General features: G+C 73.9%; 18 protein-coding genes and 1 pseudogene. 16 read left to right on the top strand and 3 right to left on the bottom strand.

Going from position 1 to position 26,781, the window contains the following annotated elements; genetic code table 11:
• Positions 1–188: 188 nt before the first annotated feature.
• The 3 genes from ACOJVX_RS17850 to ACOJVX_RS17840 all read right to left on the bottom strand — a co-directional run bounded on the left by ACOJVX_RS17850 (position 189) and on the right by ACOJVX_RS17840 (position 5,196).
• Positions 189–2,726 carry a transglutaminaseTgpA domain-containing protein gene (locus ACOJVX_RS17850; protein WP_422646937.1) on the bottom strand — a complete coding sequence of 846 codons (2,538 nt, stop codon included), beginning with the start codon at positions 2,724–2,726 and terminating at the stop codon, positions 189–191.
• Positions 2,726–4,009 carry a DUF58 domain-containing protein gene (locus ACOJVX_RS17845; RefSeq protein WP_030105846.1) on the bottom strand — a complete coding sequence of 428 codons (1,284 nt, stop codon included), beginning with the start codon at positions 4,007–4,009 and terminating at the stop codon, positions 2,726–2,728. The genes ACOJVX_RS17850 and ACOJVX_RS17845 overlap by 1 nt, the downstream gene beginning before the upstream one ends.
• A gap of 104 nt (positions 4,010–4,113) precedes the next feature.
• Positions 4,114–5,196, bottom strand: coding sequence for an AAA family ATPase (locus ACOJVX_RS17840; RefSeq protein ID WP_026420007.1), 1,083 nt, complete (start codon positions 5,194–5,196; stop codon positions 4,114–4,116).
• A 453-nt stretch (positions 5,197–5,649) separates the two neighbouring features.
• On the opposite strand from ACOJVX_RS17840, the gene mraZ reads away from it, so the two are divergent.
• The 16 genes and pseudogenes from mraZ to pgeF all read left to right on the top strand — a co-directional run bounded on the left by mraZ (position 5,650) and on the right by pgeF (position 26,781).
• Positions 5,650–6,081, top strand: coding sequence for a division/cell wall cluster transcriptional repressor MraZ (gene mraZ, locus ACOJVX_RS17835; RefSeq protein ID WP_026420008.1), 432 nt, complete (start codon positions 5,650–5,652; stop codon positions 6,079–6,081).
• A 210-nt stretch (positions 6,082–6,291) separates the two neighbouring features.
• Positions 6,292–7,341 (top strand): 16S rRNA (cytosine(1402)-N(4))-methyltransferase RsmH, encoded by a 1,050-nt coding sequence (gene rsmH, locus ACOJVX_RS17830; RefSeq protein ID WP_272480996.1) that lies wholly within the window; start codon positions 6,292–6,294, stop codon positions 7,339–7,341.
• Positions 7,338–8,069: a hypothetical protein gene (locus ACOJVX_RS17825; protein WP_051314226.1), complete on the top strand. Its 732-nt coding sequence runs from the start codon at positions 7,338–7,340 to the stop codon at positions 8,067–8,069. Before rsmH ends, ACOJVX_RS17825 begins: the two co-directional genes overlap by 4 nt.
• Positions 8,069–9,934, top strand: coding sequence for a peptidoglycan D,D-transpeptidase FtsI family protein (locus tag ACOJVX_RS17820; protein ID WP_026420010.1), 1,866 nt, complete (start codon positions 8,069–8,071; stop codon positions 9,932–9,934). Before ACOJVX_RS17825 ends, ACOJVX_RS17820 begins: the two co-directional genes overlap by 1 nt.
• 181 nt (positions 9,935–10,115) lie before the next feature.
• A complete protein-coding gene (locus tag ACOJVX_RS17815) occupies positions 10,116–11,663 on the top strand; it encodes a UDP-N-acetylmuramoyl-L-alanyl-D-glutamate--2,6-diaminopimelate ligase (RefSeq protein ID WP_030225480.1) in 1,548 nt (515 codons plus the stop codon).
• On the top strand, positions 11,660–13,183 hold the full coding sequence (locus ACOJVX_RS17810; RefSeq protein ID WP_026420012.1) for a UDP-N-acetylmuramoyl-tripeptide--D-alanyl-D-alanine ligase: 1,524 nt from the start codon (positions 11,660–11,662) through the stop codon (positions 13,181–13,183). Before ACOJVX_RS17815 ends, ACOJVX_RS17810 begins: the two co-directional genes overlap by 4 nt.
• Entirely contained in the window at positions 13,180–14,253 is a 1,074-nt protein-coding gene (mraY, locus tag ACOJVX_RS17805) for a phospho-N-acetylmuramoyl-pentapeptide-transferase (RefSeq protein ID WP_026420013.1), read from the top strand. Before ACOJVX_RS17810 ends, mraY begins: the two co-directional genes overlap by 4 nt.
• A gap of 45 nt (positions 14,254–14,298) precedes the next feature.
• Positions 14,299–15,807: a UDP-N-acetylmuramoyl-L-alanine--D-glutamate ligase gene (gene murD / locus ACOJVX_RS17800; protein ID WP_026420014.1), complete on the top strand. Its 1,509-nt coding sequence runs from the start codon at positions 14,299–14,301 to the stop codon at positions 15,805–15,807.
• Positions 15,804–17,243, top strand: a complete 1,440-nt coding sequence (ftsW, locus tag ACOJVX_RS17795) for a putative lipid II flippase FtsW (protein ID WP_026420015.1) — start codon at positions 15,804–15,806, stop codon at positions 17,241–17,243. Before murD ends, ftsW begins: the two co-directional genes overlap by 4 nt.
• A 232-nt stretch (positions 17,244–17,475) precedes the next feature.
• Positions 17,476–18,621 carry an undecaprenyldiphospho-muramoylpentapeptide beta-N-acetylglucosaminyltransferase gene (gene murG / locus ACOJVX_RS17790; RefSeq protein ID WP_245588907.1) on the top strand — a complete coding sequence of 382 codons (1,146 nt, stop codon included), beginning with the start codon at positions 17,476–17,478 and terminating at the stop codon, positions 18,619–18,621.
• Positions 18,622–18,671: 50 nt separating this feature from the next.
• Positions 18,672–20,180 (top strand): annotated as a pseudogene (locus ACOJVX_RS17785) (UDP-N-acetylmuramate--L-alanine ligase); the annotation flags it as partial.
• A gap of 119 nt (positions 20,181–20,299) precedes the next feature.
• Positions 20,300–21,025 carry a cell division protein FtsQ/DivIB gene (locus ACOJVX_RS17780; RefSeq protein ID WP_418153507.1) on the top strand — a complete coding sequence of 242 codons (726 nt, stop codon included), beginning with the start codon at positions 20,300–20,302 and terminating at the stop codon, positions 21,023–21,025.
• 114 nt (positions 21,026–21,139) lie between these two features.
• A complete protein-coding gene (gene fgd / locus ACOJVX_RS17775; RefSeq protein WP_035274805.1) occupies positions 21,140–22,171 on the top strand; it encodes a glucose-6-phosphate dehydrogenase (coenzyme-F420) in 1,032 nt (343 codons plus the stop codon).
• Positions 22,172–22,285: 114 nt separating this feature from the next.
• The gene (locus ACOJVX_RS17770) at positions 22,286–23,746 is read left to right on the top strand and encodes a xylulokinase (protein ID WP_051314229.1); all 1,461 of its coding nucleotides are present in this window, start codon (positions 22,286–22,288) and stop codon (positions 23,744–23,746) included.
• A 771-nt stretch (positions 23,747–24,517) separates the two neighbouring features.
• Positions 24,518–25,903: a cell division protein FtsZ gene (gene ftsZ / locus ACOJVX_RS17765; RefSeq protein ID WP_026420019.1), complete on the top strand. Its 1,386-nt coding sequence runs from the start codon at positions 24,518–24,520 to the stop codon at positions 25,901–25,903.
• A 170-nt stretch (positions 25,904–26,073) separates the two neighbouring features.
• Positions 26,074–26,781 carry a peptidoglycan editing factor PgeF gene (pgeF, locus tag ACOJVX_RS17760; protein ID WP_026420020.1) on the top strand — a complete coding sequence of 236 codons (708 nt, stop codon included), beginning with the start codon at positions 26,074–26,076 and terminating at the stop codon, positions 26,779–26,781.

Below are 26,781 nucleotides of genomic sequence, written 5' to 3'. Positions count from 1 at the left end.
TGACCCGCCCGGGTCACCTCGACCCGGCCTGGCGGCATCGGCGAGGCCATCGCCGCCAGGTGGCTCCGCCGGCGGGGGAGGACGCGTGGGCCGCCCACCCCGGCCCGGCGGCACACACTCGGCCCTCCGCCTCCAGCCAGCCTCCAGCGCGCGTCCAGCCGCGCCCCACCTCCGGGGCCCGGCGTGCCCTACTCGGTCCCAGCCCCGTCGCTCGACGGCCCCTCGGGGGCCCGGCGCGGCCGCCGCCGTGTCGAGGGGGGAACGACCCGGTCGACCCAGCGCGGGGGCGCGTTCCGGTGGAAACCGGCCAGCACCGAGTCCAACGCCCCGGCCAACTCCCCTGACGGGGCGGCGGACGGCGCGTACCACTCCCGTTCCACCGCCTCGGCCAGCACGGTCAGACCGGCCACCGTCCGGCCGTCGAACCGGTACTGCCGGCTGAGGCGGTCCACCGCGACCCGGACGGTGTCCGATGCCGGGGGAGCGGAACCCCGGTCGGCGCACAGGTCGAGCACCTCCGCCCAGGCGGCCGTCGCGGCACCGGCCCACCCGGACCGGACGGTCTGGAGGCGGATGCGGCGCCGCGAGGAGCGGAGCAGCGGCGGCGACGCGACCACGACAGCGGGGGGCAGCAGGACGGCCGCCAGCCACCACAGGCCGTCCGGCCCCACCGGGAGCACCAACCACCACAACACCGGGACGAGGGTCGCCGCCACCGCTCCGCACAGCGCGAACCGCAGGACCCGCCGGGTGGCCGCCACCGGCCGGAGCCAGGCGTCCAACTCCCCGGGGCCCGTGCCCGTCGCCCGCCGGCGTCCGAGGGTGAGACCGGCCACCAGCGCTGTCAGGGCGGCGGAGACGAGGAGACCCACCACCAACCACACCCAGAGCGCGACGGGGAACGCGCCCTTGCCCGGTTCGACGACGCCCTCGTCGTGACCGGCCTGGGGGGCGTCGCTCGTCGTCGTGGAGGTGTCGGTGGGCGCCGTCGTGGTCGGCACCGAGTCCGTCTCCTCCGGGCGGTCCGGCCGGTCGGACTCCTCCGGTGTGCTGTGCGCCGGCTCCACGGCCCGGCCGTCGTTGAGCGGCGTGGGCTCGAAGGAGATCCAGCCGAAACCCTCGAAGTAGCCCTCCACCCAGGCGTGGGCCTCGTTGTTGGTGATCAGCCGTGATGTGCCCGTCTGGTACCCGGGGCTGAACCCGACCGCGACCCTGGCCGGCACCCCGATCGACCGGAGCAGCACCGCCAACGCCGAGGAGTACTGCTCGCAGTACCCGGTGCGCCCCTCGAACAGGAAGTCCGCGAGGGCGTCCGAACCGCTGCCCGTCTCGGTCTCCAGGCTGTACTGGAAGCCGTTCGCGGGGTCGCGGAAGAAGGCGGTCAGCGCGTTGGCCTTGTCGATCGGCGCCGCGTGGGGGGCGGCCAGCCGGTCGGCCAGCGCGCTCACCTCGGGAGTGACCCCGTCCAGCCGCAGGTACACCGGGTCGACGTTCTGCGGGTCCGGTGCCGTGCGCAGCTCCTCGAGCGGGTACTCGGGCACCACCGCCTCGACCGTGTAGGGGGTGGCCCGCCGGCTCTCCTCGGCGTAGATCAGGCCGGAGCGCGCGTCGTAGCGCCAGCCGGGCGCCACGTCGTCGACCACGGTGGGGACTCCGAACACGGGCAGCCAGTGGTCCTGGTAGTTCAGCGGTTCGACACGGATGCGACTGCTCTCGGCGGGCAGGCGCGCGCTGCCGGCCGGGCGCGGCAACGGCCGCCCCGCGGCGGCATCGACGCCCTCGTCGACGGGGCCGAGCCGCCACCCCTCCCCGGGGTCGTAGTGGCTGAGGGTGAAGGCCCGCAGGTACTGCCGCTCCCGCATCCCCTCGACCCGCAGCAGATCGATCGTGGTCTCCCGGTCCAGCTGTCCCCGCAGTGAGGTGAAGGTGTTCAGCCCGACGCCGTAACCGCCCTGGTCACCGCCCCCACCACCGCCGCCCCCACCGGGGAACCGCCCCTCGGTCCCGATGAAGGTCAGGCTCGCGCCCGCGACCAGTGCCGCGGCCACGGACAGGGCCGTCGTCGCGGTCGCCGCCGGCGTCCACAGGTTCCGGGGCGCCCCGCTGTCCGTCGCGGCCCCCGCGAGGACGCGTTGCCGGTGCCGACCGTCTACCGCCAGCAGGAGGGCGAAGCCCACCGCGCCAGCCGCGAAGGTCCACCACGGCAGCATCTCCCTGGCCAGGGACGCGGGGATGGCGAACACGGACAACAACAGCAGGCCGGCGGCGGCCGGTGCGCGCAACCCCACCGCGAGCAGGTCCGCCGCCACGGCCACCACGCCGATGCTCAGCATGAGCAGGCACAGGATGGGAGCGGTCGCCTCGACCGGGGGGACCCCGACCTTGACCTGTTCCAGCGATTCGCCCAGCAGCCCGAGCACCTCGCGCACCGCCTCCGGCCCTGGCAGCAGACCGAGGACACCGCTCCCGGTGAACAGCACGGTGACCAGGCACGACAGGACGAGCAGCTGGCCGGTGACGACGATCCACGCCGGCAGCCGCATCGCGCGCAGCGCCACACCGGCGGCGGCCACGGTGAACACCGCCAGCGCCACCAGGAGGATCGGCCCAGCCCCGTCGACGATGCCGGTGACCGCGCTCGCCGCGCCGAGCATCGCCAGCCCGCACAGGACCGCGTTCGCCGCGTGCCGCCCCAGGTCGGTCCGGCCCGCCTCCACGCCCACCATCACCCGACTCCTCCGTGCCAGACCGCCCGGGCGGTCGGCGTGGCCGGCGGGCCCTCCGCTCCCCGCCCGCACAACCGCGACCACACCGCGACCATCTCCTCACCGGGAAGCGGGGTGACGACCCGCCACCCGGCTGCCCGGAGCACCCGCGCGGCCGGCTCCTGGCTGGGCGCCATCGTGTCGCCGAGGCCCGCCCACTGCCGGACGTCGAGCAGGACCGCGCTGGTCCGGCTCCCGGGCGGGCGGCGGACCGCGAGCCGGTGCGCCTCGTCCGCCGACAGCATGCCGAGCACCGCCACCAGGTCACGCCCCTCGGCCGGGTCCGCCTCCAAGGCCAGCTCCCGCCGCCGCGAGGGTGCCAACCTGGCCAGCGTGTCGAGCACGACGGCGTCGCTCCGGGCGCCGAGGACGTCCTCGCTGAGCAACGGGACCCCCTCGTTGGTCAGGAGCCGGAAGCCCTTGCCCGTGCTCCTGAGGTGCAGGCAGACGCTGGCGGTGAACGACACCGCCCACTCCAGGCTCGACGCCGGCCCCGTGCCCCGGTGGGCGGCGTTGCGCACGTCCACCAGCACGGTCGTGCCACCCACCCAGGGGCTCTCCTCGACCCGCACCATCAGTTCGTCCCGGCGCGCGGTGGACCGCCAGTGCACCCGGCGCATGTCGTCACCGTGCCGGTAGGGGCGCACGACCACGTCGTCCAGGCCCTGCCCCGACCGCGCCCTGGCGATGCCCTCCTCCCCCCGCCCGGTGGCCGACCCGGCCGGATGCCCGGCGAGTTCCTCGACCCGCGGGGTCACCACGAACCGCAGCTGCTCGCCCAACGCCTCGTCGTGTTCGGCCAGCCCGAAGGCGTCGGTGAACCTGGCCGCGAGCGGACCGACCGTGTGGACGCCCCGCAGCGTGGGCCGCAGCTCGTAGGTCAGCACGACGCACTGCCCCCGCACCGGCCGGGGAGCGAGGAAGCGGGGGCGCTCGCCGAGCGCGTAGGGCAGGGTGTCCTGGAGCAGGACCGTCCCGCCGCCCAGGGTCCCGCGCCCCCGCACGGTCAGCCGCATCCGCGCGAGGTCACCGGCCTGGACCCGGGCCGGGCTGACGGCGCGCTCGACGCTCACCTGCGTGCGCGACCGGCGTGTCACGAGAGCGGACAGCAGGGGCAACAGCAGCGTGAAGAGGCCGACCCGCAGCAGGTCGCGTTCGTCGAGCACGACGGAGCACAGGGCCGCCGCGGTGCCGGCCGCGAACAGGCACCGGCCTCGGGTGGTCAGTCCGGAGAGCGCTGTCAATCTTCTGCCTTCTCGTCGTCGCCGGGAGCTGCTGGTCGTCGGGGAACTGGGGGACGCGGAAGGCGACGGAGGCTGTCCGCCCGCTCGGTCACGGGACCGTTGTCTCAGCGCGCGCGGTGCGCCGGCTCGACCGGCCACTGCCCGCTCCGCTGCTGGGCCGAACCGGCCCCCTGCGGGACGGGAACCCGTTGCAGCAGACCGTGCACGACCTCGGCGGGTGAGCGCCGGGCGGCCTGGGCCTCCGGTGCGAGGACCAGCCGGTGCGCCAGGACGGTGACGGCGACCGCCTGGACGTCGTCGGGGATCACGTACTCCCGCCCGACCAGCGCCGCCTGGGCTCGGGCCGCCCTGACCAGGTGCAACGTGGCCCTGGGGGACGCCCCGAGCCGGACGTCGGGTGTTCGGCGGGTCGCGGCCACCAGGTCGACGGCGTAGCGGCGGACCTCGGAGGACATGTGCAGTCCGCGCACGGCGTGCGCCATCTCCCGCACCTGCGCCGCCGTGCACATCGGCCGCAGCTCGGCGAGCGGGTCGTGCCCGGAGTGCTCGTCCACCATCGCCAGTTCGGCCGCCGGGTCCGGGTAGCCGATCGACACCCGGCACGTGAAGCGGTCCCGCTGGGCCTCGGGCAGCGCGTAGGTGCCCTCCATCTCCACCGGGTTCTGCGTCGCGATCACCATGAACGGCGGCGTCAACGCGTAGGTCTGCCCGTCGACGGTGACCTGGTGTTCCTCCATGCACTCCAACAGCGCGGACTGGGTCTTGGGGGAGGCCCGGTTGATCTCGTCGCCGACCACGACGTTCGCGAACACCGGGCCGGCGCGGAACTCGAAGGAGCTGTTCTGCCGGTTGAAGATGGACACGCCCGTGATATCGCTGGGCAGCAGGTCCGGGGTGAACTGCACCCTGCTCACGGTGCCCCCGACCGACTTCGCCAACGCCTTCGCCAGCGACGTCTTGCCCACCCCCGGGACGTCCTCCACCAGGAGGTGCCCCTCGGCGAGCATCGTGATCATGGCGACCCGCACCACCTCGGGCTTGCCGACGATGACCCGTTCCACGTTGGCCGCGATCCGGCCGGTGATCGCGTGCAGCTCGGACAGCCCGAGCGTGCCGCTCCGGTGTCGCTCGTCGGCCGGAGCCGCTCGTTCGTTCGGCGGCGCTGGGGACTCGGTACTCGGCGTCACACGACCTCCTGTGCATCGCAGGCGTCCCGACACCGCCGCTCCCTCGTGAGGGGCCGGACCCCGCGCCGGCGCCCTGGGTGAGGCGGTGTGGGACGCAGTCTGTCAAACGTCGCCGGGGCCGTCCCGTGACGAGTGCGGCGGCGGCCAACACTGGCAGCCCGGGATGATGATCTCCATTCTTCCCCACCACGCTCCGGTCGGAGACGAAACCAACCACCTCCCGGGTTGTCGGCGCCGGCGCGGCCGCCTGCCCCGCCGGCCGACACGCGAGCGGCCCCCCACCGCCCCCCACCGCGCGTCGATCCTCCTACCAGCGGAAACGGTCCGGCATTCGGGCCTGGCGCGCTCCGATCCGCGTTGACGGTGGGCCGTGGTGGGGTAATGTGGCGCGCGGTGGGGCGACGGGGACCCCACGGCCGGTTCCACCCGAGCCGGGCGGGGAGGTGGTGCGGGGTGTTCCTCGGCACGCACAGTCCCAGGCTCGACGACAAGGGCAGGCTGACGCTGCCGGCCAAGTACCGGGACGCGCTCGCGGAGGGTCTGATGGTCACCAAGGGCCAGGATCACTGCCTGTACGTCTTCCCCCGCGCGGAGTTCGAGGAGATGGCGCGCCGCGTCGCGCAGGCGCCGCTGACGAACGAGTCCGTCCGCGCCTACCAGCGCTACCTCTTCGCCGGCACGGACGAGCAGAAACCCGACGGGCAGGGCCGCATCGCCGTCGTCCCCGAACTGCGCCGCTACGCGAACCTCCGCAAGGACTGCGTCGTGATCGGCGCCATCACGCGACTCGAGATCTGGGACGCGCAGGCGTGGCAGACCTACCTCGACCAGCACGAGGACTCCTACGCCCAGGCGAGGGAGGAGGTCCTGCCCGGAATCTTCTGAGACGAACCGGGCAGGTTCGAGCAGAGCTGGGAATCGGGTGCGGTGAGGCCTCGGTCCGCTCGGCTGACGGCCCTGGCACACCTTCCCCGGTGCCAGGGCACTCGGGCGGGCGGGGACCTGACCGCACCCGATTCCGCCGTTTTCCGGACCCGGGGGCGAGCCGGGAGCGAAGATCCGGATGATGGGGCGCCGACGACGAAGGAGGAGGCCATGGGCGACGAGCCAACGGCCGTCCCCGGCGGTGCCGACACTGGCGTGGGGGACGACGACGGGACGGCGGCGGAGCGAGGCTCCGGCGGGGGGTACGGCCACGTCCCCGTGATGCTGGGCAGGGTGCGTGAACTCCTCGCACCGGCCCTGGCCGGCGAGCGACCGGTGGTCGTCGACGCCACCCTCGGGCTCGGCGGGCACACCGAGGCGCTGCTCACCGCCTTCCCCCAGCTGACCGTGGTCGGTCTCGACCGGGACCCGCAGGCGCTGGAACTCGCGGGAGAGCGGCTCCGCCCCTTCGGCGACCGGATCAGGCCGGTGCACGCGGTCTACGACGAACTCCCCGACGTGCTGGCGGAGCTGGGAACACCCCTGGTCCAGGGCGTGCTGTTCGACCTCGGGGTCTCCTCCCTCCAACTCGACGCCCGGGAGCGGGGCTTCGCCTACGCCCAGGACGCCCCGCTGGACATGCGGATGAACCAGGGCGCCGGTCCGAGCGCGGCGGACGTCCTCAACGACTACCCCAGCAAGGACCTCGTCCGCATCCTGCGTGAGTACGGCGAGGAGCGGTTCGCCAGCCGGATCGCCGCCGCCATCGTCAGGGAACGGGCCAAGGAACCCTTCACCACCAGCGGACGGCTGGTGCGGCTGCTCTACGACGTGGTGCCGGCCCCGGCCCGCCGCACCGGCGGGCATCCCGCGAAACGCACCTTCCAGGCCCTGCGCATCGAGGTCAACGCCGAGCTCGACGTCCTGCGCGCGGCGATCCCCGCCGCCGTGGACAGCCTCGCGGTGTCGGGTCGCCTCGTGGTGCTGTCCTACCACTCCCTGGAGGACCGCATCGTCAAGCGGGCGGTGGCGCCGCGCGCCGAGTCGAGCACACCGGCAGGGCTGCCGGTCGAACTTCCTGGACACGAGCCGGAGCTGCGCCTGCTGGTCAGGGGCGCCGAACAGGCCGGCGAGGACGAGATCCAGGAGAACCCGAGGGCGGCCTCGGTCCGCCTGCGGGCCGCCGAACGGATCCGGAAACCCAGGGGGACACGACCATGACCACCCGCACGCCCACCCGGGGCCGCCGCGAGCGGACCATCGGAACGCCCGTTCGCCAGGCGGGCGCGCGGAGCGAACCCCGACGGCGGGACGCTCCGAGCCCCCGGCGTCGTCGCCGGAGCGGGCTGGGTGGGCTGCTGGCCAGCTCGGGGAGCAAAGCCACCAAGGCTCCCTTCGTGCTCCTGGTGATGGCCCTGCTCAGCACCGGCCTCGTCGCCACCCTCTGGCTGTCGACCGCGGCGGGCGACGACGCCTACTACCTCGAGCAGTTGCAGTCCGACGTGGACTCGCTGACCGAGGAGACGGCGGCGATGCGCCAGGACATCGCCCGGCAGGAGGCGGCACCCGCCCTCGCCGAGCGAGCCCAACAGCTGGGACTGGTCGCGGCGCGGGATCCGGCCCGCCTCGTCGTCGAGCCGGACGACTCCGTGCGGGTCGTCGGCACCCCGTCCCCCGTGGAGGCGCCCGTCGCGGCGGCCGGTGGCAGTGCGGGGACGGACGAGGACAGCACGACCGGCGAGGAACGGGACGGCGCCGAGGACCAGGCCCCCGACGGGGACGCCGATCCGCCCGGCGGTGCGGCCGGGGGCACCGGGGATCCGACCGGCGCGGCGGGGGACGAGGCGGCCCAGGACACCTCCCGGGAGGAGGCCCCCGGCCACCAGCCCGGTCGCCCGGTCCTCGACGCGGCGGCTCGTGACCAGGCTGGGGAAGGGGGCGAGGACTGATGCCCTCGAGCACCCGCCGCCGCCCCACCAGGAGCTCGGGGCAGCTGAGGTCCTCCCGGCCGCGCGGGCCCTTCGACGCGCGGCAGCACAGCCTCCGGCTGCGGATCGCCCGGCTGGGACTCGCCATCGCGTTGCTCGCCGCCGGGGTCAAACTCGTCCAGGTCCAGACCTTCGAGGCCGCTGCCCTGTCCGAGCAGTCGTTGCGGCAACGCGAGGTCTCCCAGCGCATCCACGCCGAGCGCGGCGCGATCTACGACAGGGAGGGCAACCCGCTGGCGCTCAGCGGGGAGGCGCGGATGCTCACCGCGAGCCCGAACCAGATCGAGACCGACCGGGAGGAGCTGGGGGAGGACCCCGCCGAGTACAAGCGGACCATGGCCGCCTTCATCAAGGACGCGCTCGGGGACGCCGTCGACGAGGACACCCTGCGCGAGGCGTTGTCCCGGGACGCCAGGTTCACCTACCTCACCAGCAGGCCCATCGAACCGAGCAAGGCCGACGAGATCACCGCCGAGTACCCCGAGATCGCCACCGAGTACCGGGCGACCAGGACCTACCCGGGCGGGCACCTGGCCTCCAACATCCTGGGATTCGCCAACTGGCGCCTCGACCAGGACGAGCCGAGGGTGCTGGGCATGGCGCACCTGGAGAACTCGGAGAACACCCTGCTCGCCGGCCGCGACGGCGAACGCATCCTGAGCCTCGACCGGGCCAGGAACATCACCATCCCCGGGTCGACCCGCGTCATCGAGGAGGCCACCCCGGGCTCCAGCCTGGCGCTCACCCTCGACTCCGACCTCCAGTACGTGTTGCAGGACGAACTCGCCTCCTACGTCGCCGAGACCGGGGCCGAGAGCGGCAGCGCCGTCGTGCTGGACGCCAGGACGGCCGAGGTCTACGCCCTGGCGAACGACGTCAGCTTCGACCCCAACGACACCAGCGGCGCCACCCGGGACGAGATGGGCAACCCGGCGGTCACCCACGCCTTCGAACCCGGCTCGGTCGCCAAGGTGGTGGCCGCCGCCGGGGCCATCGAGGACGGCCACCTGCGTCCGGACAGCGTGCTCGACGTTCCGGGGAGCATCCAGGTCGCCGACCGGGTGATCAGGGACGCCTGGTCGCACAACGTCGAGCGGATGACGCTGACCGGGGTGCTGGCGCGTTCCTCCAACGTGGGAACCCTCATGGTGGCCGACCAGCTCGGCAGGGAACGGTTCGCCGAGATGCTCGGCCGCTTCGGCCTGGGAGAGCGTACCGGAGTCGGTCTTCCGGGGGAGAGCGCCGGTTATGTCCCCCCGCTCAACCAGTGGTCCGGCAGCACCTTCGGCAACCTGCCCATCGGCCAGGGCCTCAGTGTGACCGTGTTGCAGATGGCCGGCATGTACCAGGCGATCGCCAACGACGGGGTGCGGGTGCCGCCGAGGATCATCCAGGCGGAGATCTCCCCGGACGGCGAGCGACTCGACCGGCCCCGGCCGGAGGGGGTGCGGGTGGTCAGCCCGGAGACGGCCCGCACGGTCCGCGACATGCTGCGGGCGGTGGTCCAGGACGCCCCGGGGCAACGGGGGACCGGCACGGCGGCCGCGCTCCCCGGCTACCAGATCGCCGGCAAGACGGGCACCGCGCAGCAGATCGACCCCGAGTGCGGCTGCTACAGCCGGGAGGACCACTGGATCACCTTCGCGGGCATGGTGCCGGCCGAGGACCCCCAGTTCGTGGTGGCGGTCATGCTCAACCGGTTGGGCACCGAGCACAGCAGTTCGTCCGCGGCGCTGTTCCGGGAGATCGCCTCCTACCTGACCCAGCGGTACGAGATCCCCCTGTCGGAGGAGCCCAGTCCCGTGGCCGAGCTGACGCTGCGCTGAACCGCGGCGACGGCGCGCACCCGCCGGGTGGACCCGGGACCCGCCCCTCGGGGTTCCCGGTCCCGACGGGCGGATCCTGCCATCTGGCGGGAAGATCCAGGAGAGGAGCCGTGTGTCAAGGGGCCGGTGGCCCGTCGGTAGCCTTTCGCCCGTGTCCGTCCTCTCCAATCCGAAAGCAGCCATGGCCTCGTTGCGACCACACCGAGTAGAGCCGAGGTCAGTTGCCGAGCTCGCCAGTCTGGTGGCGGCCCGCCCACTGGCCGAGACGGGTACACCGTCCACTGCGGACACCGCTGCCGCGGTCGTCACCGGGGCCACCCTGCGCGCGCAGGAGGCCCGGCCCGGGGATCTCTTCGCCGCGCTGCCCGGCGGCCGGGCGCACGGCGCCGACTTCGCCGGCCAGGCGGTGGCGGCCGGCGCGGTCGCCATCCTGACCGACGAGGAGGGCGCCGGCCGCGCCACCGCCGCCGGCGGCTCCGTGCCGGTGCTGGTGCACCCCGACCCCCGGTCCGCGCTGGGCCCGCTCGCCGCCAGCATCTACGGCGACCCCTCCCAGTCCCTCCAGGTGATCGGCGTCACCGGCACGGCCGGGAAGACGACCACGACCTACCTGCTGGACGCGGGCCTGCGGGCGGCGGGGCTGACGACCGGCCTGGTGGGCACCGTCGAGACCCGTGTCGCCGGGGAACGGCTCGGCAGCGCCTTCACCACCCCTGAGGCCCCCGACCTCCAGGCGCTGTTCGCCGTGATGCTCGAACGCGGCGTCCGGTCGGTCTCGATGGAGGTCTCCAGCCACGCCCTCAGCCTCGGCCGGGTCGCCGGCACCCACTTCGCGGTCGGCGCGTTCACGAACCTCTCCCAGGACCACCTCGACTTCCACCCCGACCTGGAGCACTACTTCGCGGCCAAGGCGAAGCTGTTCGACGGCAGGGCGCGCCGCGAGGTCGTCTGCGTGGACGGCCCCTGGGGTGCCCGCCTGGTCCGGGACGGCACGGTGACCGTGTCGACCGGCGGCGGAGCGGCCACCTGGACGGCACGCGACGTGGAGGCGATGCCCAGCGGGGAACAGCGGTTCGAGGCCGTCGGCCCGGAGGGGATCGTCGCCAGGGTCTGGCTCCGCCTCCCCGGCTCATTCAACATCGCCAACGCACTGGTCGCCGCCGCGTGCCTCCACGAGGCCGGGGTACCCGTCGACGCCATCGAACGCGGCCTCGCCGCCGTCGACGTGCCCGGGCGCATGGAACGGGTCGCCCTCGGCCAGCCCTTCGTCGCCATGGTCGACTACTCGCACAAGCCGGCGGCGGTGGCCGCGATGCTCGACGCCGTCCGGGCCCAGACCCGGGGCCGGGTGATCACGGTCCTGGGCTGCGGCGGGGACCGGGACACCGGGAAGCGCCCCGCCATGGGCGAGACCGCCGCGCGGGGCAGCGACCTGCTGATCATCACCGACGACAACCCGCGCAGCGAGGACCCGGCCTCCATCCGCGCGGAGATGCTGCGGGGCGCCTACGACGTCCCCGACGTGCAGCGCGGGGACATCGTCGAGATCGGCGACCGTCGCGACGCCATCGTCGAGGCGGTCAGGCGGGCCGCCCCCGGCGACGTGCTCGTCGTGGCCGGCAAGGGCCACGAGACGGGGCAGGACGTCGCCGGCGTCGTCCACCCGTTCTCCGACCGGGAAGTACTCGCGGAGGCCATCGAGGCCCGCGCTGTTGAGGAGGCACGGTGATCAGGCTCAGCCTGGCTGAGATCGCCAGGGCCGTCGGTGGACGGCCGCACGGCTGCGAGGGCTCGGTCGAGGTGACCGGGTCGGTGGAGTTCGACTCCAGGAAGGTCGGGCCAGGCGGCCTGTTCGTGGCGCTGCCCGGGGAACGGGTCGACGGCCACGACTTCGCCGCGCGAGCCGTGAGCCAGGGAGCGGTGGCCGTACTGGCGGCCCACGAGGTCGACGCCCCCGCCATCATCGTCCCGCCGGTCGCCGCGGGCTCCGGCCCGAGCGGCAACCCCATGGTGCTGGCCGCGGACGTCGCGGGGGAGGGCGCGGCGGTCCTCGCCGCCCTGGCCGCCCTGGCCAGGGACGTCACCGACCGGCTGACGGCACCCGGTCGACCCGAGGGGAACCTGACGGTGGTGGGGATCACCGGGTCCTCCGGCAAGACCTCCACCAAGGACCTGGTGGCCCAGGTCCTGGGACCCCTCGGCCCGACCGTGGCGCCGCCCGGCTCGTTCAACAACGAGATCGGCCACCCCTGGACCGTGCTGCGCGCCGACGAGCGCACCCGGCACCTCGTCCTGGAGCTGTCGGCCCGGGGCGAGGGGCACATCGCGGCCCTGTGCGAGGCCGCCCCGCCCCGGATCGGGGTCGTGCTCAACGTGGGCAGCGCCCACCTCGGCGAGTTCGGCTCCCGGGAGGCGGTGGCCAGGGCCAAGGGAGAGCTGCCCGCCGCGTTGCCGTCCGCCGCCGAGGGTGGCGTCGCCGTGCTCAACGCCGACGACCCCCTGGTGGCGGCGATGGCGGAGCGGACGACCGCCCGGGTCGTCCGGGTCGGGCTCGCGCCCTCCGCCGACGTCCGGGCGGAGGACGTGGTCCTCGACGACCAGGCCAGGGCCAGCTTCCGGCTGGTGACACCGCGCGGATCGGCACCGGTGCGCCTCGGCCTGCACGGAGCCCACCAGGTCGGCAACGCCCTGGCCGCCGCGGCCGTCGCCCTCGAGTGCGGAGCCGAGGTCACCGACGTCGCGGCCTCGCTGTCCTCGGCGGTCCGCCGGTCCCCGAGGCGGATGGAGGTCACCGACCGCGCCGACGGGGTGACCGTCGTCAACGACTCCTACAACGCCAACCCGGAATCGGTCCGGGCGGCGTTGAAGACCCTCGCCACCATGGCGCGGGACGCCCCCGCCGGTCGACGTCGCAGCTGGGCCGTGCTGGGGCCGATGGGCGAGCTGGGCGAGGACTCCACCACCGCGCACGACGAGATCGGCCGGTTGGCGGTGCGGCTGGACATCAGCCGCCTGGTTGTAGTCGGTGAGGAGGCCCGCCCCATGTACCAGGGCGCGTGCCTGGAAGGTTCCTGGGGCGAGGAGGCGGTACTGGTGCCCGACGTCGGATCGGCGGCGCGGCTCCTGGAGGAGGAGCTGCGGCCGGGTGACGTGGTCCTGGTGAAGGCGTCGAAGGTCGCCGAGCTGTGGCGGGTCGCCGAGAGCCTGCTGGCCGGTGAGCGTGGCGGCGCCGCGGGAGGTGCCGCGTGAGAGCGATCCTCATCGCGGCCGCCGTCGCGCTGGCCGTCTCCATCCTCCTCACCCCCTACCTGATCCGGCTGTTCTCCAAGCAGGGCTTCGGCCAGGAGATCCGGGAGGAGGGCCCGCAGAGCCACCAGAGCAAGCGCGGCACGCCCACCATGGGTGGCGTCGCGATCCTCGTGGCCATCTGGGCCGGGTACTTCGTCACCCACCTGACGGTCGGCGACGGCCCCACCGCGTCCGGTCTGATCGTCCTGCTGCTCACCTCGGTCCTCGGACTCGTCGGGTTCCTCGACGACTTCCTCAAGATCCGCAAGCAGCGCAACCTCGGTCTCAACAAGACGGCGAAGCTGGTCGGGCAGTTCGTCGCGGCCATCTCCTTCGCCGTGCTGGCCGTCAACTTCCCCAACTCGGACGGGCTGACCCCGGCGTCGACCCACCTGTCGTTCCTGCGCGACTTCGCCGCCATCTCCTTCGGCGTCGTCGGGTTCATCGTGTTCTGCAACCTGGCCGTCATGGCCTGGTCCAACGCGGTGAACCTCACCGACGGCCTCGACGGTCTCGCGGGTGGCACGGCGGCGATGGTGTTGGCCAGCTACGTGCTGATCACCTTCTGGCAGTTCCGCTACGACTGCGGGCTGCGGGACACCGCGGGCTGCTACGCCGTCCGTGACCCGCTGGACCTCTCGATCCTCGCCGCCGCGGCGATGGCGGGCTGCATCGGCTTCCTGTGGTGGAACGCCGCGCCCGCGAAGATCTTCATGGGCGACACCGGGTCGCTGGCCCTCGGTGGTCTGCTCGCCGGTCTGTCCATCACCACCAAGACCGAACTCCTCATGGTCATCATCGGTGGTGTGTTCGTCGTCGAGGCGGCCTCGGTCAGCCTCCAGGTGCTGGTCTTCCGGACGACGAAGAAACGGATCTTCCGAATGGCCCCGTTCCACCACCACTTCGAACTGGGAGGTTGGGCGGAGACCACCGTCATCATCCGGTTCTGGCTGATGGCGGGGGTGACCTGCCTGTTCGGGCTCGGCGTGTTCTACAGCGACTGGGCCGTGGAGTTCGGTCTCACCCCCTAGCCGGGCAGGTGAGACCCGAGACCGTTCGAGGAAGTGGGAGAGGCAGTGGACGCAACCGCCCTCGCCGGGAGGCGCGTGCTGGTGACCGGAGCCGGGGTCTCCGGGGTGTCGGCGGCCAGGGCGCTGGTGGCGGTCGGGGCCGAGGTGACGGTGGCGGACGGGTCGGAGCGGCGGTTGGCCGAGCTCGACCTCCCCGGGGTCGACACCCTGGCGGGCGCCGCCCGGCCACCCGAGGGGACCGAGCTCGTCGTCACCAGCCCCGGGTGGCGGCCCGACAGCCCACTGCTGACCGCGGCGGCCGCCGAGGGCATCGAGGTCGTCGGCGAGGTGGAACTCGCCTGGTGGATCGACCAGGCCAGGCCGGCCGGCCCGGCGACCTGGCTCGCGGTGACGGGGACCAACGGCAAGACCACCACCGTGGGCATGCTGGAGGCGATGCTGCGGGCCGCCGGGATCGACGCCGTCGCCTGCGGGAACGTCGGACTCCCGGTGGTGGACGCCGTGCTGGCCGGCCACCGGGTCCTCGCCGTCGAGCTGTCCAGCTTCCAACTCCACTGGTCGCCCTCGGTGCGGCCGGCGGCGGGGGCCGTGCTCAACATCGCCGAGGACCACCTCGACTGGCACGGGTCCCTCGCCGCCTACATGGCGGCCAAGGCGCGACTGCTCACCGGTGACGTCGCGATCGCCGGCGTGGACAACGAGCGCGCCGCGCGGATGCTCGCCGAGTCCCCCGCCCGCCGCCGTGTCGCCGCGCGGCTGGGGGAACCCGCGCCCGGCGAGTTCGGGGTGTCGCGAGGGCGCCTGGTCGACCGAGCCTTCGCCGCCAGCCCGGACGCGACCGCCGCCGAACAGGGACCGGGACCCGACGACGGCGAGGGCTCCGGCACCGTGGTGCTGGCCGAGGTCGAGGACGTCCACCCCTCGGGGCCGCCCGGTGTCACCGACGCGTTGGTGGCCGCCGCGCTGGCCAGGGCGCACGGTCTCGCCCCGGCGGCCGTGCGCGCCGGCCTTCGGGAGTTCCAGCCGGGGGCGCACCGCTCGGTGGTGGTGGCCAGGGTCGCCGGGCTCACCTTCGTCGACGACTCCAAGGCCACCAACCCGCACGCGGCCGCGGCCTCGCTCCTCGGGCACGACCGCGTGGTGTGGTTGGCCGGCGGTCTGCTCAAGGGCGCGTCCGTCGACGACCTGGTCCGGGAGGCCCGGACCAGGCTGGCCGGCGTGGTGCTCTTCGGCGCGGATCGCGACGTCTTCGCGGCGGCCCTCGCACGACACGCGCCCGAGGTCCCGGTTCGTACCGTCCTTTCGGGTGACGATAGTGCGATGGCGCGGGTGGTGACGGTGGCCAGGGAACTGGCCGGCGACGAGGAGACCGTGGTGCTGCTGGCTCCCGCGGCGGCCTCGATGGACATGTTCACCGACTACCGGCAGCGGGGTGACCGCTTCGTCGAGGCGGTGGAGTCCCTCGTCGCCGGGGAACCCGCCGGTGATCCGGGCCGGCCGGGACGGGCACCCGCCGCTGGAGGCGGTGGCGCCGGGCGGCGAGGGGCGCGGTGAGCACCACCACCACCGGCGGACGGGCGAAGTCGACGCGGTCCATCGACCGGCTCAGCGGCTTCGCGCTGCTCCGCAGCCTGTGGAGCGCGTGGCTGACCCGCCCGTTGACGTCGTTCCACCTGGTCCTGGCGGTCTTCGGGCTGCTCACCGCGTTCGGTCTCGTGATGGTGCTCTCCGCCTCCGCGCAGGACTCCATCCAGACCTACGGCTCCCCGTACCGGATCTTCCTCTCCCAGCTCGGGTACGTCGCCGTCGGGCTGGTGCTGTTCTACCTGGCCCTGAGGACCCCGCCCCGGCTCATCCGCCAGGTCAGCCTGCCGCTGCTGGTCATGTGCGTCGTCCTGCTGGTGCTGGTGCTCACCCCGCTCGGCTCCACCGGGGGCGGGGCGCAGAGCTGGTTCCGGCTCGGTCCCGTCGGGTTCCAGCCCGTCGAGGCCGCCAAGGTCGCCTTCGGCCTGTGGGGCGCCCACGTGTTGGCCACCAAACGCGCCATGCTCAGCCAGTGGCGGCACGTCCTGGTGCCGGTGGTCCCGGTGGCCCTGGTGATGTTCGCCCTCGTCATGCTCCAGCCCGACCTCGGCAGCACCGTCACGCTCGGAATCGTGCTGATGGGACTGCTCTGGTTCGCCGGTGCGTCGATGCGGCTGTTCGCCATCCTGGTGCTGGCCTTCGTCAGCGGGGCGATCGTGCTGGCCCTCACGGCGGGCTACCGGCTGGCGAGGATCACCTCGTTCCTCGGCGACGGCGACGACCACCTCGACGCCGGGTACCAGGCGCGCCAGGCGTTGTACGCGTTGGCGGACGGCGGGCTCTTCGGCCAGGGACTCGGGCAGGGCAGCACCAAGTGGTCCTACCTGCCGATGGTGCACAACGACTTCATCTTCGCCGTGGTCGGGGAGGAACTCGGGTTCGTCGGAGCGGTGCTGCTGCTGTGCCTGTTCGGCACCCTCGGCTACGTGGGCCTGCGCATCGCGGCCCGCAACACCGACCCGTGGATGCGCCTGGTGGCCAGTTCCCTGACCGTGTGGCTGGTGGGGCAGGCCGCGATCAACGTGGGCTACGTCGTCGGTCTCCTCCCCGTGACGGGGCTCCCCCTCCCGATGATCTCCTCGGGGGGCAGTGCGACGGTGACGACCATGGTCGTGTTCGGCATACTGGCCAACCTGGCCCGGCACGAACCGGAGGCCGTCGCCGCGTTGCGGGCCCAGCGCAGCACCCGGGTGAGCCGGTGGCTCCGGCTCCCCCTGCCCGACCCCTACCGGCCCCCCGCCGGTCGTCGCCGACCGGTCGGGCCGTCAGCCCCACCCCGGCGGACCGGCCAGAACACCGCGGCCCGGCGCGGCGGCGGCGCCCCGGCCACGGCGGGCCGCCGGCGGGTCAACCCGGCGAGGAGCACCGGAGGCGGACCCCGGCAACGGGGACGCCGGTCGCCCTGACCGGGTCACCACCGGGCTGGGCGGAGGAGAACCGGACGAACGCCCGGCCACACCAGACGACGGACGACGCGAACACGACACACACGAGAAGGACGTGCGCCGGCGCACCACCGCGACCAGCAGGGCGCGGCGGTGGACGCGCACGTCGGACGAGGACACCGGAGCCGGTGAGGGCCCGGTCGGAACGGGGAGGTCATTGTTGAGCGGTCAGGGCGGTCCTGGTGGTCCAGAGATGCCTCCGTACGGGGCCGGTGACCGGCGGCCCGGACACCACCCGGGGGCGGAACCGGCCCGCGCCGGGCTGTGTGTGGTGGTGGCCGGCGGCGGCACCGCCGGCCACATCGAGCCGGCGCTGGCGTTAGCGGACGCCGTCCGGCGCCTCGACCCGACGGCACGGGTCGTGGCCCTGGGCACCGAACGAGGACTCGAGAACAAGATCATCCCCGCGCGGGGGTACCCGCTCGAGCTCATCCCCCCGGTGCCGATGCCCCGCAAGCCCAGCCCGGACATGCTGAAGCTCCCCCTGCGCGTCCGGGACTCGGTGCGGCGCACCAAGGAGGTGCTCACCCGGGTCGGGGCCAACGTCGTCGTCGGCTTCGGGGGTTACGTCTCGCTGCCCGCCTACCTGGCGGCACGCGGACGCGTCCCCATCGTCGTCCACGAGGCCAACGCCCGTTCCGGCCTGGCGAACAAGGTCGGCGCCCGGTTCGCGACCAAGATCGCGGCGGCGGTCCCGGGCAGCGGCCTGCCCAACGCCGAGGTGGTCGGCATCCCGCTGCGCGAGTCCATCACGTCCCTCGACAGGGCGGCGCTGCGCGCCCACGCCCGGCAGCACTTCGGGCTGCACCCCACCGCTCCCACCCTGCTGGTCACCGGTGGCTCGCAGGGGGCGCGGTCGCTGAACACCGCCGTGGCCGGGGCCGCGGGGGAACTGGCCAGGGCCGGGATCGGCGTCCTGCACGCGTACGGCCAGAAGAACACCCTGGCGGTGCAGTCGGTGCCCGGCGCCGCGCCCTACGTGGCCGTCCCCTACCTGGAGCGCATGGACCTGGCGCTGGCCGCGGCCGACATGGTGCTCTGCCGCTCCGGCGCCATGACCGTCGCCGAGATCTCCGCGGTGGGCCTGCCCGCCGTCTTCGTCCCCCTGCCGCACGGCAACGGCGAGCAGGCGCTCAACGCCCGGCCCCTGGTGGACGCTGGCGGGGGACTCCTCGTCGCCGACGAGGACCTCACGAGCCAGAAGGTGGCCGAGACCGTCGTCCCGCTGTTGCTCGACGGCCACCGGCTCGCCACGATGTCGAGTGCGGCGCAGGGCTTCGGCCACCGGGAAGCCGCCGTGAAGCTGGCCAACATGGTGCTGGAGGTGGCACGCCGGTGACGGGCGGAGGCAGGGACGGGCGGCAGGACCCGACCCGGGAGGGGGGACCGCTGTCCCGGGTGCACCTCGTCGGGATCGGCGGGGCCGGGATGAGCGGTATCGCGCGCATCCTGCTGGCCAGGGGCGCGGAGGTGTCCGGCTCGGACGCCAGGGACTCGCGGACGGTGCTGGCGCTGCGCGCGCAGGGAGCACGGATCGGCGTGGGCCACGACGCCGCCCACCTCGACCAGTTCGAGGCGGACCCGACGGCCGTGGTCGTCTCCACGGCGATCCGGGAGGACAACCCGGAGCTGGCGGAGGCCCGCCGCCGCGGCCTGCGCGTCGTCCGGCGGGCGGAGGCGCTGGCCGAGCTGATGCGCGGTCACCGGGTGGTGTGCGTGGCGGGCACGCACGGCAAGACCTCCACCACCTCGATGCTCACCGTCGCCCTGCAACGGTGCCGTGTCGACCCGTCCTTCGCCATCGGGGGCGACCTCAACGAGTCGGGCGCGAACGCCCACCACGGCACCGGCGGGATCTTCGTCGCCGAGGCGGACGAGAGTGACGGGTCGTTCCTGGTGTTCGAGCCGTCGGTGGCGGTCGTGACCAACGTGGAGGCCGACCACCTCGACCACCACGGGACCGAGGCCGCCTACGTCGCGGTCTTCGACGAGTTCGTCGACCGCATCCCCGCCGACGGGGTCCTCATCGTCTGCCAGGACGACCCCGGCGCCGCGGCGCTCGGGGACCGCGCGGCGGCCAGGGGGGTCCGGGTCCGCCGTTACGGGTCCGCCGTGACGGCCCCAGGCGATGCCAGGATCCTGGGCCACCGCCCGGACGAGGTGGGCGGGGTGACCACCGTGGAGGTCCTGGGTGACACCGCCGGTGCCCCGGCCACCCCGGCCACCCCGGCCGGCGGGGACGGCGCGGCCGCCGACGGCGGTCAGGTCGGTCCGGAGGGGCCGGCGGAGCCGGCGGGCCGCCGCCTGGACGTCCGGTTGGCCGTCCCCGGGGAGCACATGGGGTCCAACGCGGTCGCCGCGCTCCTCGCCGGGATGGAGGCCGGTGGCCCGGAGGAGGACCTGCTGGCGGGGCTGGCCGGGTTCCGGGGGGTGCGCCGCAGGTTCGAGTTCAAGGGCGAGAGCGCCGGGGTCCGCGTCTACGACGACTACGCCCACCACCCCACCGAGGTGCGCGCGCAGCTGGAGGCGGTGCGGGGCGTGGCGGGCCAGGGCCGGCTCGTCGTCGTCTTCCAGCCACACCTGTACTCCAGGACCGAGCGGTTCGCACCCGAGTTCGGGACCGCGCTCGGTCTGGCCGACGAGGTGTTCGTCCTCGACGTGTTCGGCGCGAGGGAGGAACCCAGGCCCGGGGTGACCGGCGCGCTGATCGCCGAGGCCGTGCCCCTCCCACCGGAACACGTCCACTACGAACCCTCGTTCGACCGGGTGCCGGCGCAGGTGGCGAACCTCACGCGTCCGGGCGACCTGGTGATCACGATGGGCGCCGGCGACGTCACGATGCTCGGCCCCGAGGTGATCGACGCGCTCAGGCTGGGCGGCGCGGGAACGGACCGGTAGTGGCGGCGGCGGGTGGGCGCGGCGGGCGGGGGAGCGGTTCCGCCCGCGGCAGGGGCGGCACGAGCACGCGGCGGCCGCGTGACCGGCGCGGCGGGCGGTCCGAGACCACCCGCCGCCACGTGCCCCGCCGTCCCGGCACGCGCCGGAACACCACCCGTCGCCCTCGTCGCCGCCTCCGGCTCCGGAGCCTGCTGACCCCGCGGGGGCTGGCGATCGTGTTGCTGCTCGGCCTGACCTCCGCGGCCGTGCTGCTGTACACCCCGGTGCTGCCCCTGCGGACCGTCGAGGTGGAGGGGCTGGACGAACTCACCCGGCAGGAGGTCCTCGCGGCGGCCGCCATCGAGTCCGACGTCCCGATCCTGCGGCTGGACACCAGCGGGATCGAGGCGCGGATCGGGGACATCCCCCGGGTCGCGGAGGTGTCCGTGCGCCGGTCCTGGCCGGACACGGCCGTGATCTCGGTGACGGAGCGCGCACCCGAGGCCGTGGTGCGGCAGGACGACGGCCTCTGGCTGGTGGATCGCACCGGGCGTCCCTACGCGCGGGTCGCCGACCAGCCCGCCGAGGTGCCCGTCCTCGACGTGGCGAACCCCGGGGTGGGTGACGAGCCGACGTTGGCTGGCCTCCGGGTGCTGGAGACGCTGCCCCCCGAGGTCGCTCGCGAGGTGCTCGCCGTGGCCGTTCCCACCGCCACCGACATCCGGCTCCGGCTCAGCCTGGGCCGGGAGGCGCGCTGGGGCGACACCCGGGACTCCGAGCGGAAGGCCGCGACCCTGGCCGCGCTGCTGACCCAGGACGGCGAGGTCTACGACGTTCGCGCCCCGGAGCTCCCGACGGTCAGCTGACCCCCTTGCCGCCCCCGCGGCGCCGTGCGACAGCGGGTGGGCCCAGGCGCCGAGGGGAGACGAGAATCGGTGCGTCAGGATGACGATCACCACCCGACGCGGAAGGATCAGCACATGGTCAAGCTCGGATACAAGGCGTCCGCGGAACAGTTCGGCCCCCGACAGCTGCTGGAGTTCGGGGTGCTCGCCGAGCAGGCTGGTTTCGACAGCGTCATGGTCAGCGATCACTTCCAACCCTGGAAGCACACCGATGGCCACGCCCCCTACTCCTTCGCCTGGCTGGGCGCGCTCGGCGAACGCACATCGCGGATCACGATCGGTACCAGCGTCCTGACGCCGACCTTCCGCTACCACCCCTCGGTCGTCGCGCAGGCCGTCGCCACGCTCGGGGTCCTGTTCCCGGGCCGGGTACTGCTCGGGGTCGGGACGGGGGAGTCCCTCAACGAGGTGCCGGCGACGGCGATGGAGTGGCCCGAGTACCGCGAACGGCTGGGGCGGTTCCGCGAGGCCGTCGACCTCATCGAGAAGCTGTGGCGCGAGGACTTCGTCACCTACGAGGGCGAGTACTACCAGACCTCCAACGCGACGATCTACGACAAGCCCGACGCGCCCCTGCCCGTCTACCTCGCCGCCGGCGGGCCCAGGATGGCCCGGTACGCCGGCCGCACCGCCCAGGGCATGATCTGCACCAGTGGCAAGGGCGAGGAGCTGTACCGCGACTCGCTGCTGCCCGCCCTCGTGGAGGGCGCCGTCAAGGCCAGCCGGGACCCCCGGGACATCGAGCGGATGATCGAGGTGAAGGTCTCCTTCGACACCGACCACGAGCGGGCGCTGTCGGACACCAGGAACTGGGCCGCGCTCGGCCTGCCCGCCGAGTCCAAGGTCGGCGTCGAGGACCCCCGGGAGATGGAGCGGCTCGCCGACTCGCTCACCACCGAGGAGGCGGCGAAGCGCTGGATCGTCTCCAGCGACGCCGACGAGCACGTCGAGATGATCCGCCGCTACGTCGACCTCGGGTTCACGCACCTGGTGTTCCACGCCCCCGGCGATGACCAGGCACGGTTCATGGAGCTCTACGCGGAGCGGGTGCTGCCCCGGCTGCGGGACCTGACCCCCGGGCCCCTCCCGGCGCCGGCCAGCGACTGATGGAGCCGGCGACCGGGATCCCCACCAGGCCACGTGGCCGGGGCCCCGGCCGACAGGACCCGGGGACGGCAGGACGGCCCCGGTCGCGCGCCGGGACACGATGAGGAGGGTGTGATGGCCGAGGCCCTGCTCGGTGTCGACCTGGGCACGAGTGGCGTGAAGGCACTGGTGGTCGCGCTGGACGGCGCGGTGCTCGGCGAGGCGGTCGTCGAGTACCCCGTCCGACGGCCCGCCCCCGGTGCCGCCGAGGGGGACCCCGAGGAGTGGTGGCGGGCGACCGCGACGGCAGTCCGGAGCGCGGTGAGCCGCGCGGGCCCCGGCACGCGCGTCCTCGGGGTCGGCCTGGCCGGCCAGATGCACGGCGTGGTGCTCACCGGGCCCGGCGGCCGCCCCACCCGACCGGCGGTCCTCTGGCCGGACCAGCGGGCGCTGTCGGTGCTGGACCGGTGGAACGAACTGCCCACCTCGCTCCGGGTGCGGCTCGCCAACCCGGTGGTACCCGGCATGGCCGGTCCGCTGGTGGACTGGCTCACGACGGTGGAACCCGACGCGGTCGCGGCCGCCGAGTGGGTGCTGTCCCCCAAGGACTGGCTGCGGCTGCGGATGGTGGGTCGGGCGGCCACCGACCCGTCCGACGCGTCCGCGACCCTGCTCTGGGACATCCCCGCCGACCGGTGGTGCGAGGCAGTCCTGCGCGCGCAGGACCTCCGGGAGGATCTGCTGCCCCTGGTGTCGCGTTCGGCCGAGATCGCCGGGGAGCTCGGTGCCGAGGTCGCGGACGAACTCGGCCTGCGGGCCGGAACCCCGGTCGCGGTCGGCGCGGCCGACACCGCCGCCGGGCTGTTGGCCACCGGGCCCGCCCCAGGGGAGGTGCAGCTCACCGTCGGCACCGGAGCCCAGCTGGTGCGCCTGGTCGACGACACCTCACCCGCCTCGGAGGACGCCGTCGGTGCCGGCCGGCCGGTGGTCCACCGCTACCGCCGGGCGGAGGACACCGGCTGGTACTGGATGGCCGCCGTCCAGAACGCCGGGCTCGCCCTCGACTGGGTGCGCGCGGTGGTGCGGGCCGACCGGGAGGAACTGGCCGACGCCGCGCGCCACGGTTCCAGCGGCGGTGTCCTCTTCGTCCCTCACCTGACCGGGGAGCGCACCCCGCTGGTCGACCCCACCGCCACGGCCTCCCTGCGCGGTCTCCGACTGGACCACGACCGGCGGACCGTGCTGACCGCCGCCATCGAGGGCGTCGCCTTCGCGGTGCGCCACGCCGCCGGGGAGCTGCCCGGGCCGGCTCCGGACGCCCTGCGGCTGACGGGCGGGGGGCTCACCGAACCGGCGGTGCGGCAACTGGTCGCCGACGTGCTCGGCGTGCCCCTGCGGCCCGTCGAGGTGCGCAGCGCCGCCGCCGTCGGAGCGGCCCACCTCGCCGCCGGGGCACTCGGTCTGCCGTCACCCCCGGTGGCGGAGTCCGTGGGGGAGACCGTGCTCCCCGGCCCCCGGGCCGAGGAGCTCGCCGAGGGCTTCGCCCGGTACCGGGAGGCCGTCGAGCCTCCCGACGAGGACGATCACCACCACTGACGCCGGAGGACGTCGGCGTTCCGGGTGGCGAGCGGTGGTCTGGGGTGGACCTCGGCGCCGTACCCCGGGCCCGCCGGCGACGACCGGCGGGCCGGCGACCACGGGAGGGGAGTCGAGCGGGCCGTTCGGGCCGGCGGGCCCGGCTGGGTCCGAGGTGGACCGGAGAACGCTCCGGTGCGTCCCCGGCCCGACCGTGCCATCGCCGGGCGGTGCGAACGGCGCACTTGCCCGCCGCCGGCCAGCACCGCCCTGGTAAATTGATCTTGGTCCTGCCGGTCCGCCGGCGATCCCGATGTCGGGAACCTGACCACGAACCGCCGGAACGTCCGTCACCTGGGCGGGAATCCCGGTTCCGACCAGAGTCCACGCCGCCGGGGTGGGCCGTGCCGGTGCCGGCGCGCGGACCACCGGACGGACACGGTGGACACCGTGGGCGGTGGCGCCGTGGGGCCCGCTCGGAGGGGAGACCCGACGAGGGCGCACCGCGCGGGTGGGAACCCGATACCATCGGCGCCAGACCGCGGGCGCTGACACGTCGGGTGCACATTCACCAGCGCGCACGGGGCACAGCGTGTGCCGCCGTGCGGCGTGGCTGCTGGACCACAGGCGTTACGGTGCCTAACGTCCGCAATCGAGACACGGGTTGACTGGACGAGGCGCACTCCCGGTTCCGCGCCGGGGTTTTCCGGTCCAGGACGACCAGGTCCTGGACGCGCTGGTCCTGGCCAGCGCAGCACTCGAAGCACGAGCCAGATCAGGAAGGCGGATCCGATGACGCCCCCGCACAACTACCTCGCGGTGATAAAGGTCGTCGGCATCGGTGGCGGCGGCGTCAACGCGGTCAACCGAATGATCGAGGTCGGGCTCAAGGGCGTCGAGTTCATCGCGGTCAACACGGACGCCCAGGCGCTGTTGATGTCCGATGCGGACGTCAAACTGGACATCGGGCGCGAGCTGACCAGAGGGCTGGGCGCCGGCGCGAACCCGGAGGTCGGCCACAAGGCCGCCGAGGACCACCGCGAGGAGATCGAGGAGGTCCTCAAGGGGGCCGACATGGTCTTCGTCACCGCCGGTGAGGGCGGTGGTACGGGAACGGGCGGCGCGCCCGTGGTCGCCTCGATCGCGCGGAAGCTGGGCGCTCTGACCATCGGTGTGGTCACGCGGCCGTTCTCCTTCGAGGGCAACCGCCGGGGCAAGCAGGCCGAACAGGGCATCCAGGAACTCCGCAACGAGTGCGACACGCTCATCGTCATCCCCAACGACCGGCTGTTGCAGCTCGGTGACATCGGCGTCAGCCTGATGGACGCCTTCCGGTCGGCTGACGAGGTGCTCCTCTCCGGTGTGCAGGGCATCACGGACCTGATCACCACCCCGGGCCTGATCAACCTCGACTTCGCCGACGTCAAGAGCGTGATGTCGGACGCGGGGAGCGCGTTGATGGGCATCGGCTCGGCGCGCGGGGAGGGCAGAGCGGTGCAGGCGGCGCAGAAGGCCATCAACTCCCCGCTGCTGGAGGCGTCGATGGACGGCGCGCACGGTGTGCTGCTCTCGATCGCCGGTGGGTCGGACCTCGGTCTGTTCGAGATCAACGAGGCCGCGTCGCTGGTGCAGGAGTCGGCGCACCAGGACGCCAACATCATCTTCGGGACGGTGATCGACGACTCGCTCGGCGACGAGGTCCGGGTGACGGTGATCGCCGCCGGTTTCGACGGGGGCGTTCCCGCCCACAAGAGCCTGGAGCCCGCGCCGGTCACCTCCCGAAGCGCCGACCGGTCGGCACCCACCGGCGAGTCCGCGAGCACCTACCAGCCAGAGCCCGCGCAGCCGGCGCGGCCCAGTTCGCCTCCGGCGGTGGACCCGCCGCCCGCGCAGCCCCGGCTCACCCACGCCCACCCGACCGACCCGCCCCGCCCCGCCCCGGAGCCCTACCGGCCGCCCGCGTCCGCCGAGTCGGCGTTCCCGACCGGTCAGCCGGGCATCGGTGGGGTCGGTGAGCAGCAGCACCCCCACGTCCAGTCCGGGGGAGCGGAAGGGCTCCGGCCGGCCTTCCCCAACCGGGGTCTCGGTGGCGGTAGCTCCCTGCCGGGGCGGGCCGTACCCGTGGCCGACGACGCCGAGGACGACGAGGTCGACATCCCACCGTTCATGAGGCGGTGACGACGGGCCAGCACCAACGGCCGCCCCCCGGTCCAAGCCGGGGGGCGGCCGTTTCGCTGTTCGCGGGGCGGGTTGGTCGCCGTTGGCGGGACTCCCGCGTCCGGGCCACCCCGGCTCTTCCTAAGATCACTCTCGACAGTGCGACACCCGGGCGAAGGGAAGACCGACACGTGCGCGTCCGCCGCATCGTGACCACCAGGGAGGGCGGTCGCTCCTCCGGTCCCTACCAGGCCTTCAACCTGGGGGACCACGTCGGTGACGACCCCGCCGCCGTCGCGGCGAACCGCCGGCGCCTCGCCGACGAGCTCGGGCTGCCCCCGGACCGCCTGGTGTGGATGGAACAGGTGCACGGCCGCGGCGTGACGACCGTGGACGGCCCGCGCGCGGAGGCGGTGGAGGCCACCGACGCCCTGGTGACGGCCGAACCAGGGCTGGCACTGGTGGTGCTGGTGGCCGACTGCGTGCCGGTCCTGCTCGCCGACCCGGTCGCCGGGGTGGTGGCCGCGGTCCACGCGGGACGGATCGGTACCCGGGTCGGCGTGCTCCCGGCGACCCTGGCCGCGATGGAACGCGCCGGGGCGCGGGTGGGCGATGTCGAGGCGCTGTTGGGCCCGGCGGTGTGCGGGGACTGCTACGAGGTGCCGGAGGCGATGCGCGCCGACGTCGAGCGGCACGTTCCGGGTACGGCGTGCCGCACGCGCAGGGGAACTCCCGGTCTCGACCTCCGGGCGGGTCTACTGGGCCAACTGACCGAGGCCGGCGTGGGCCGGGTCGGCGCGGACCCCCGGTGCACGGTGGAGTCCCCGGAACTGTTCAGCCACCGACGGGGAGCCCCCACCGGGCGGTTCGCCGCGGTGACGTGGTTCGAACGGAGCTGA

This window comes from Actinoalloteichus caeruleus (genome assembly GCF_049311605.1).
In the GTDB taxonomy this organism is placed as follows: Bacteria; Actinomycetota; Actinomycetes; order Mycobacteriales; family Pseudonocardiaceae; genus Actinoalloteichus_B; species Actinoalloteichus_B caeruleus.
This window is presented reverse-complemented; position numbering and strand designations above follow the sequence as displayed.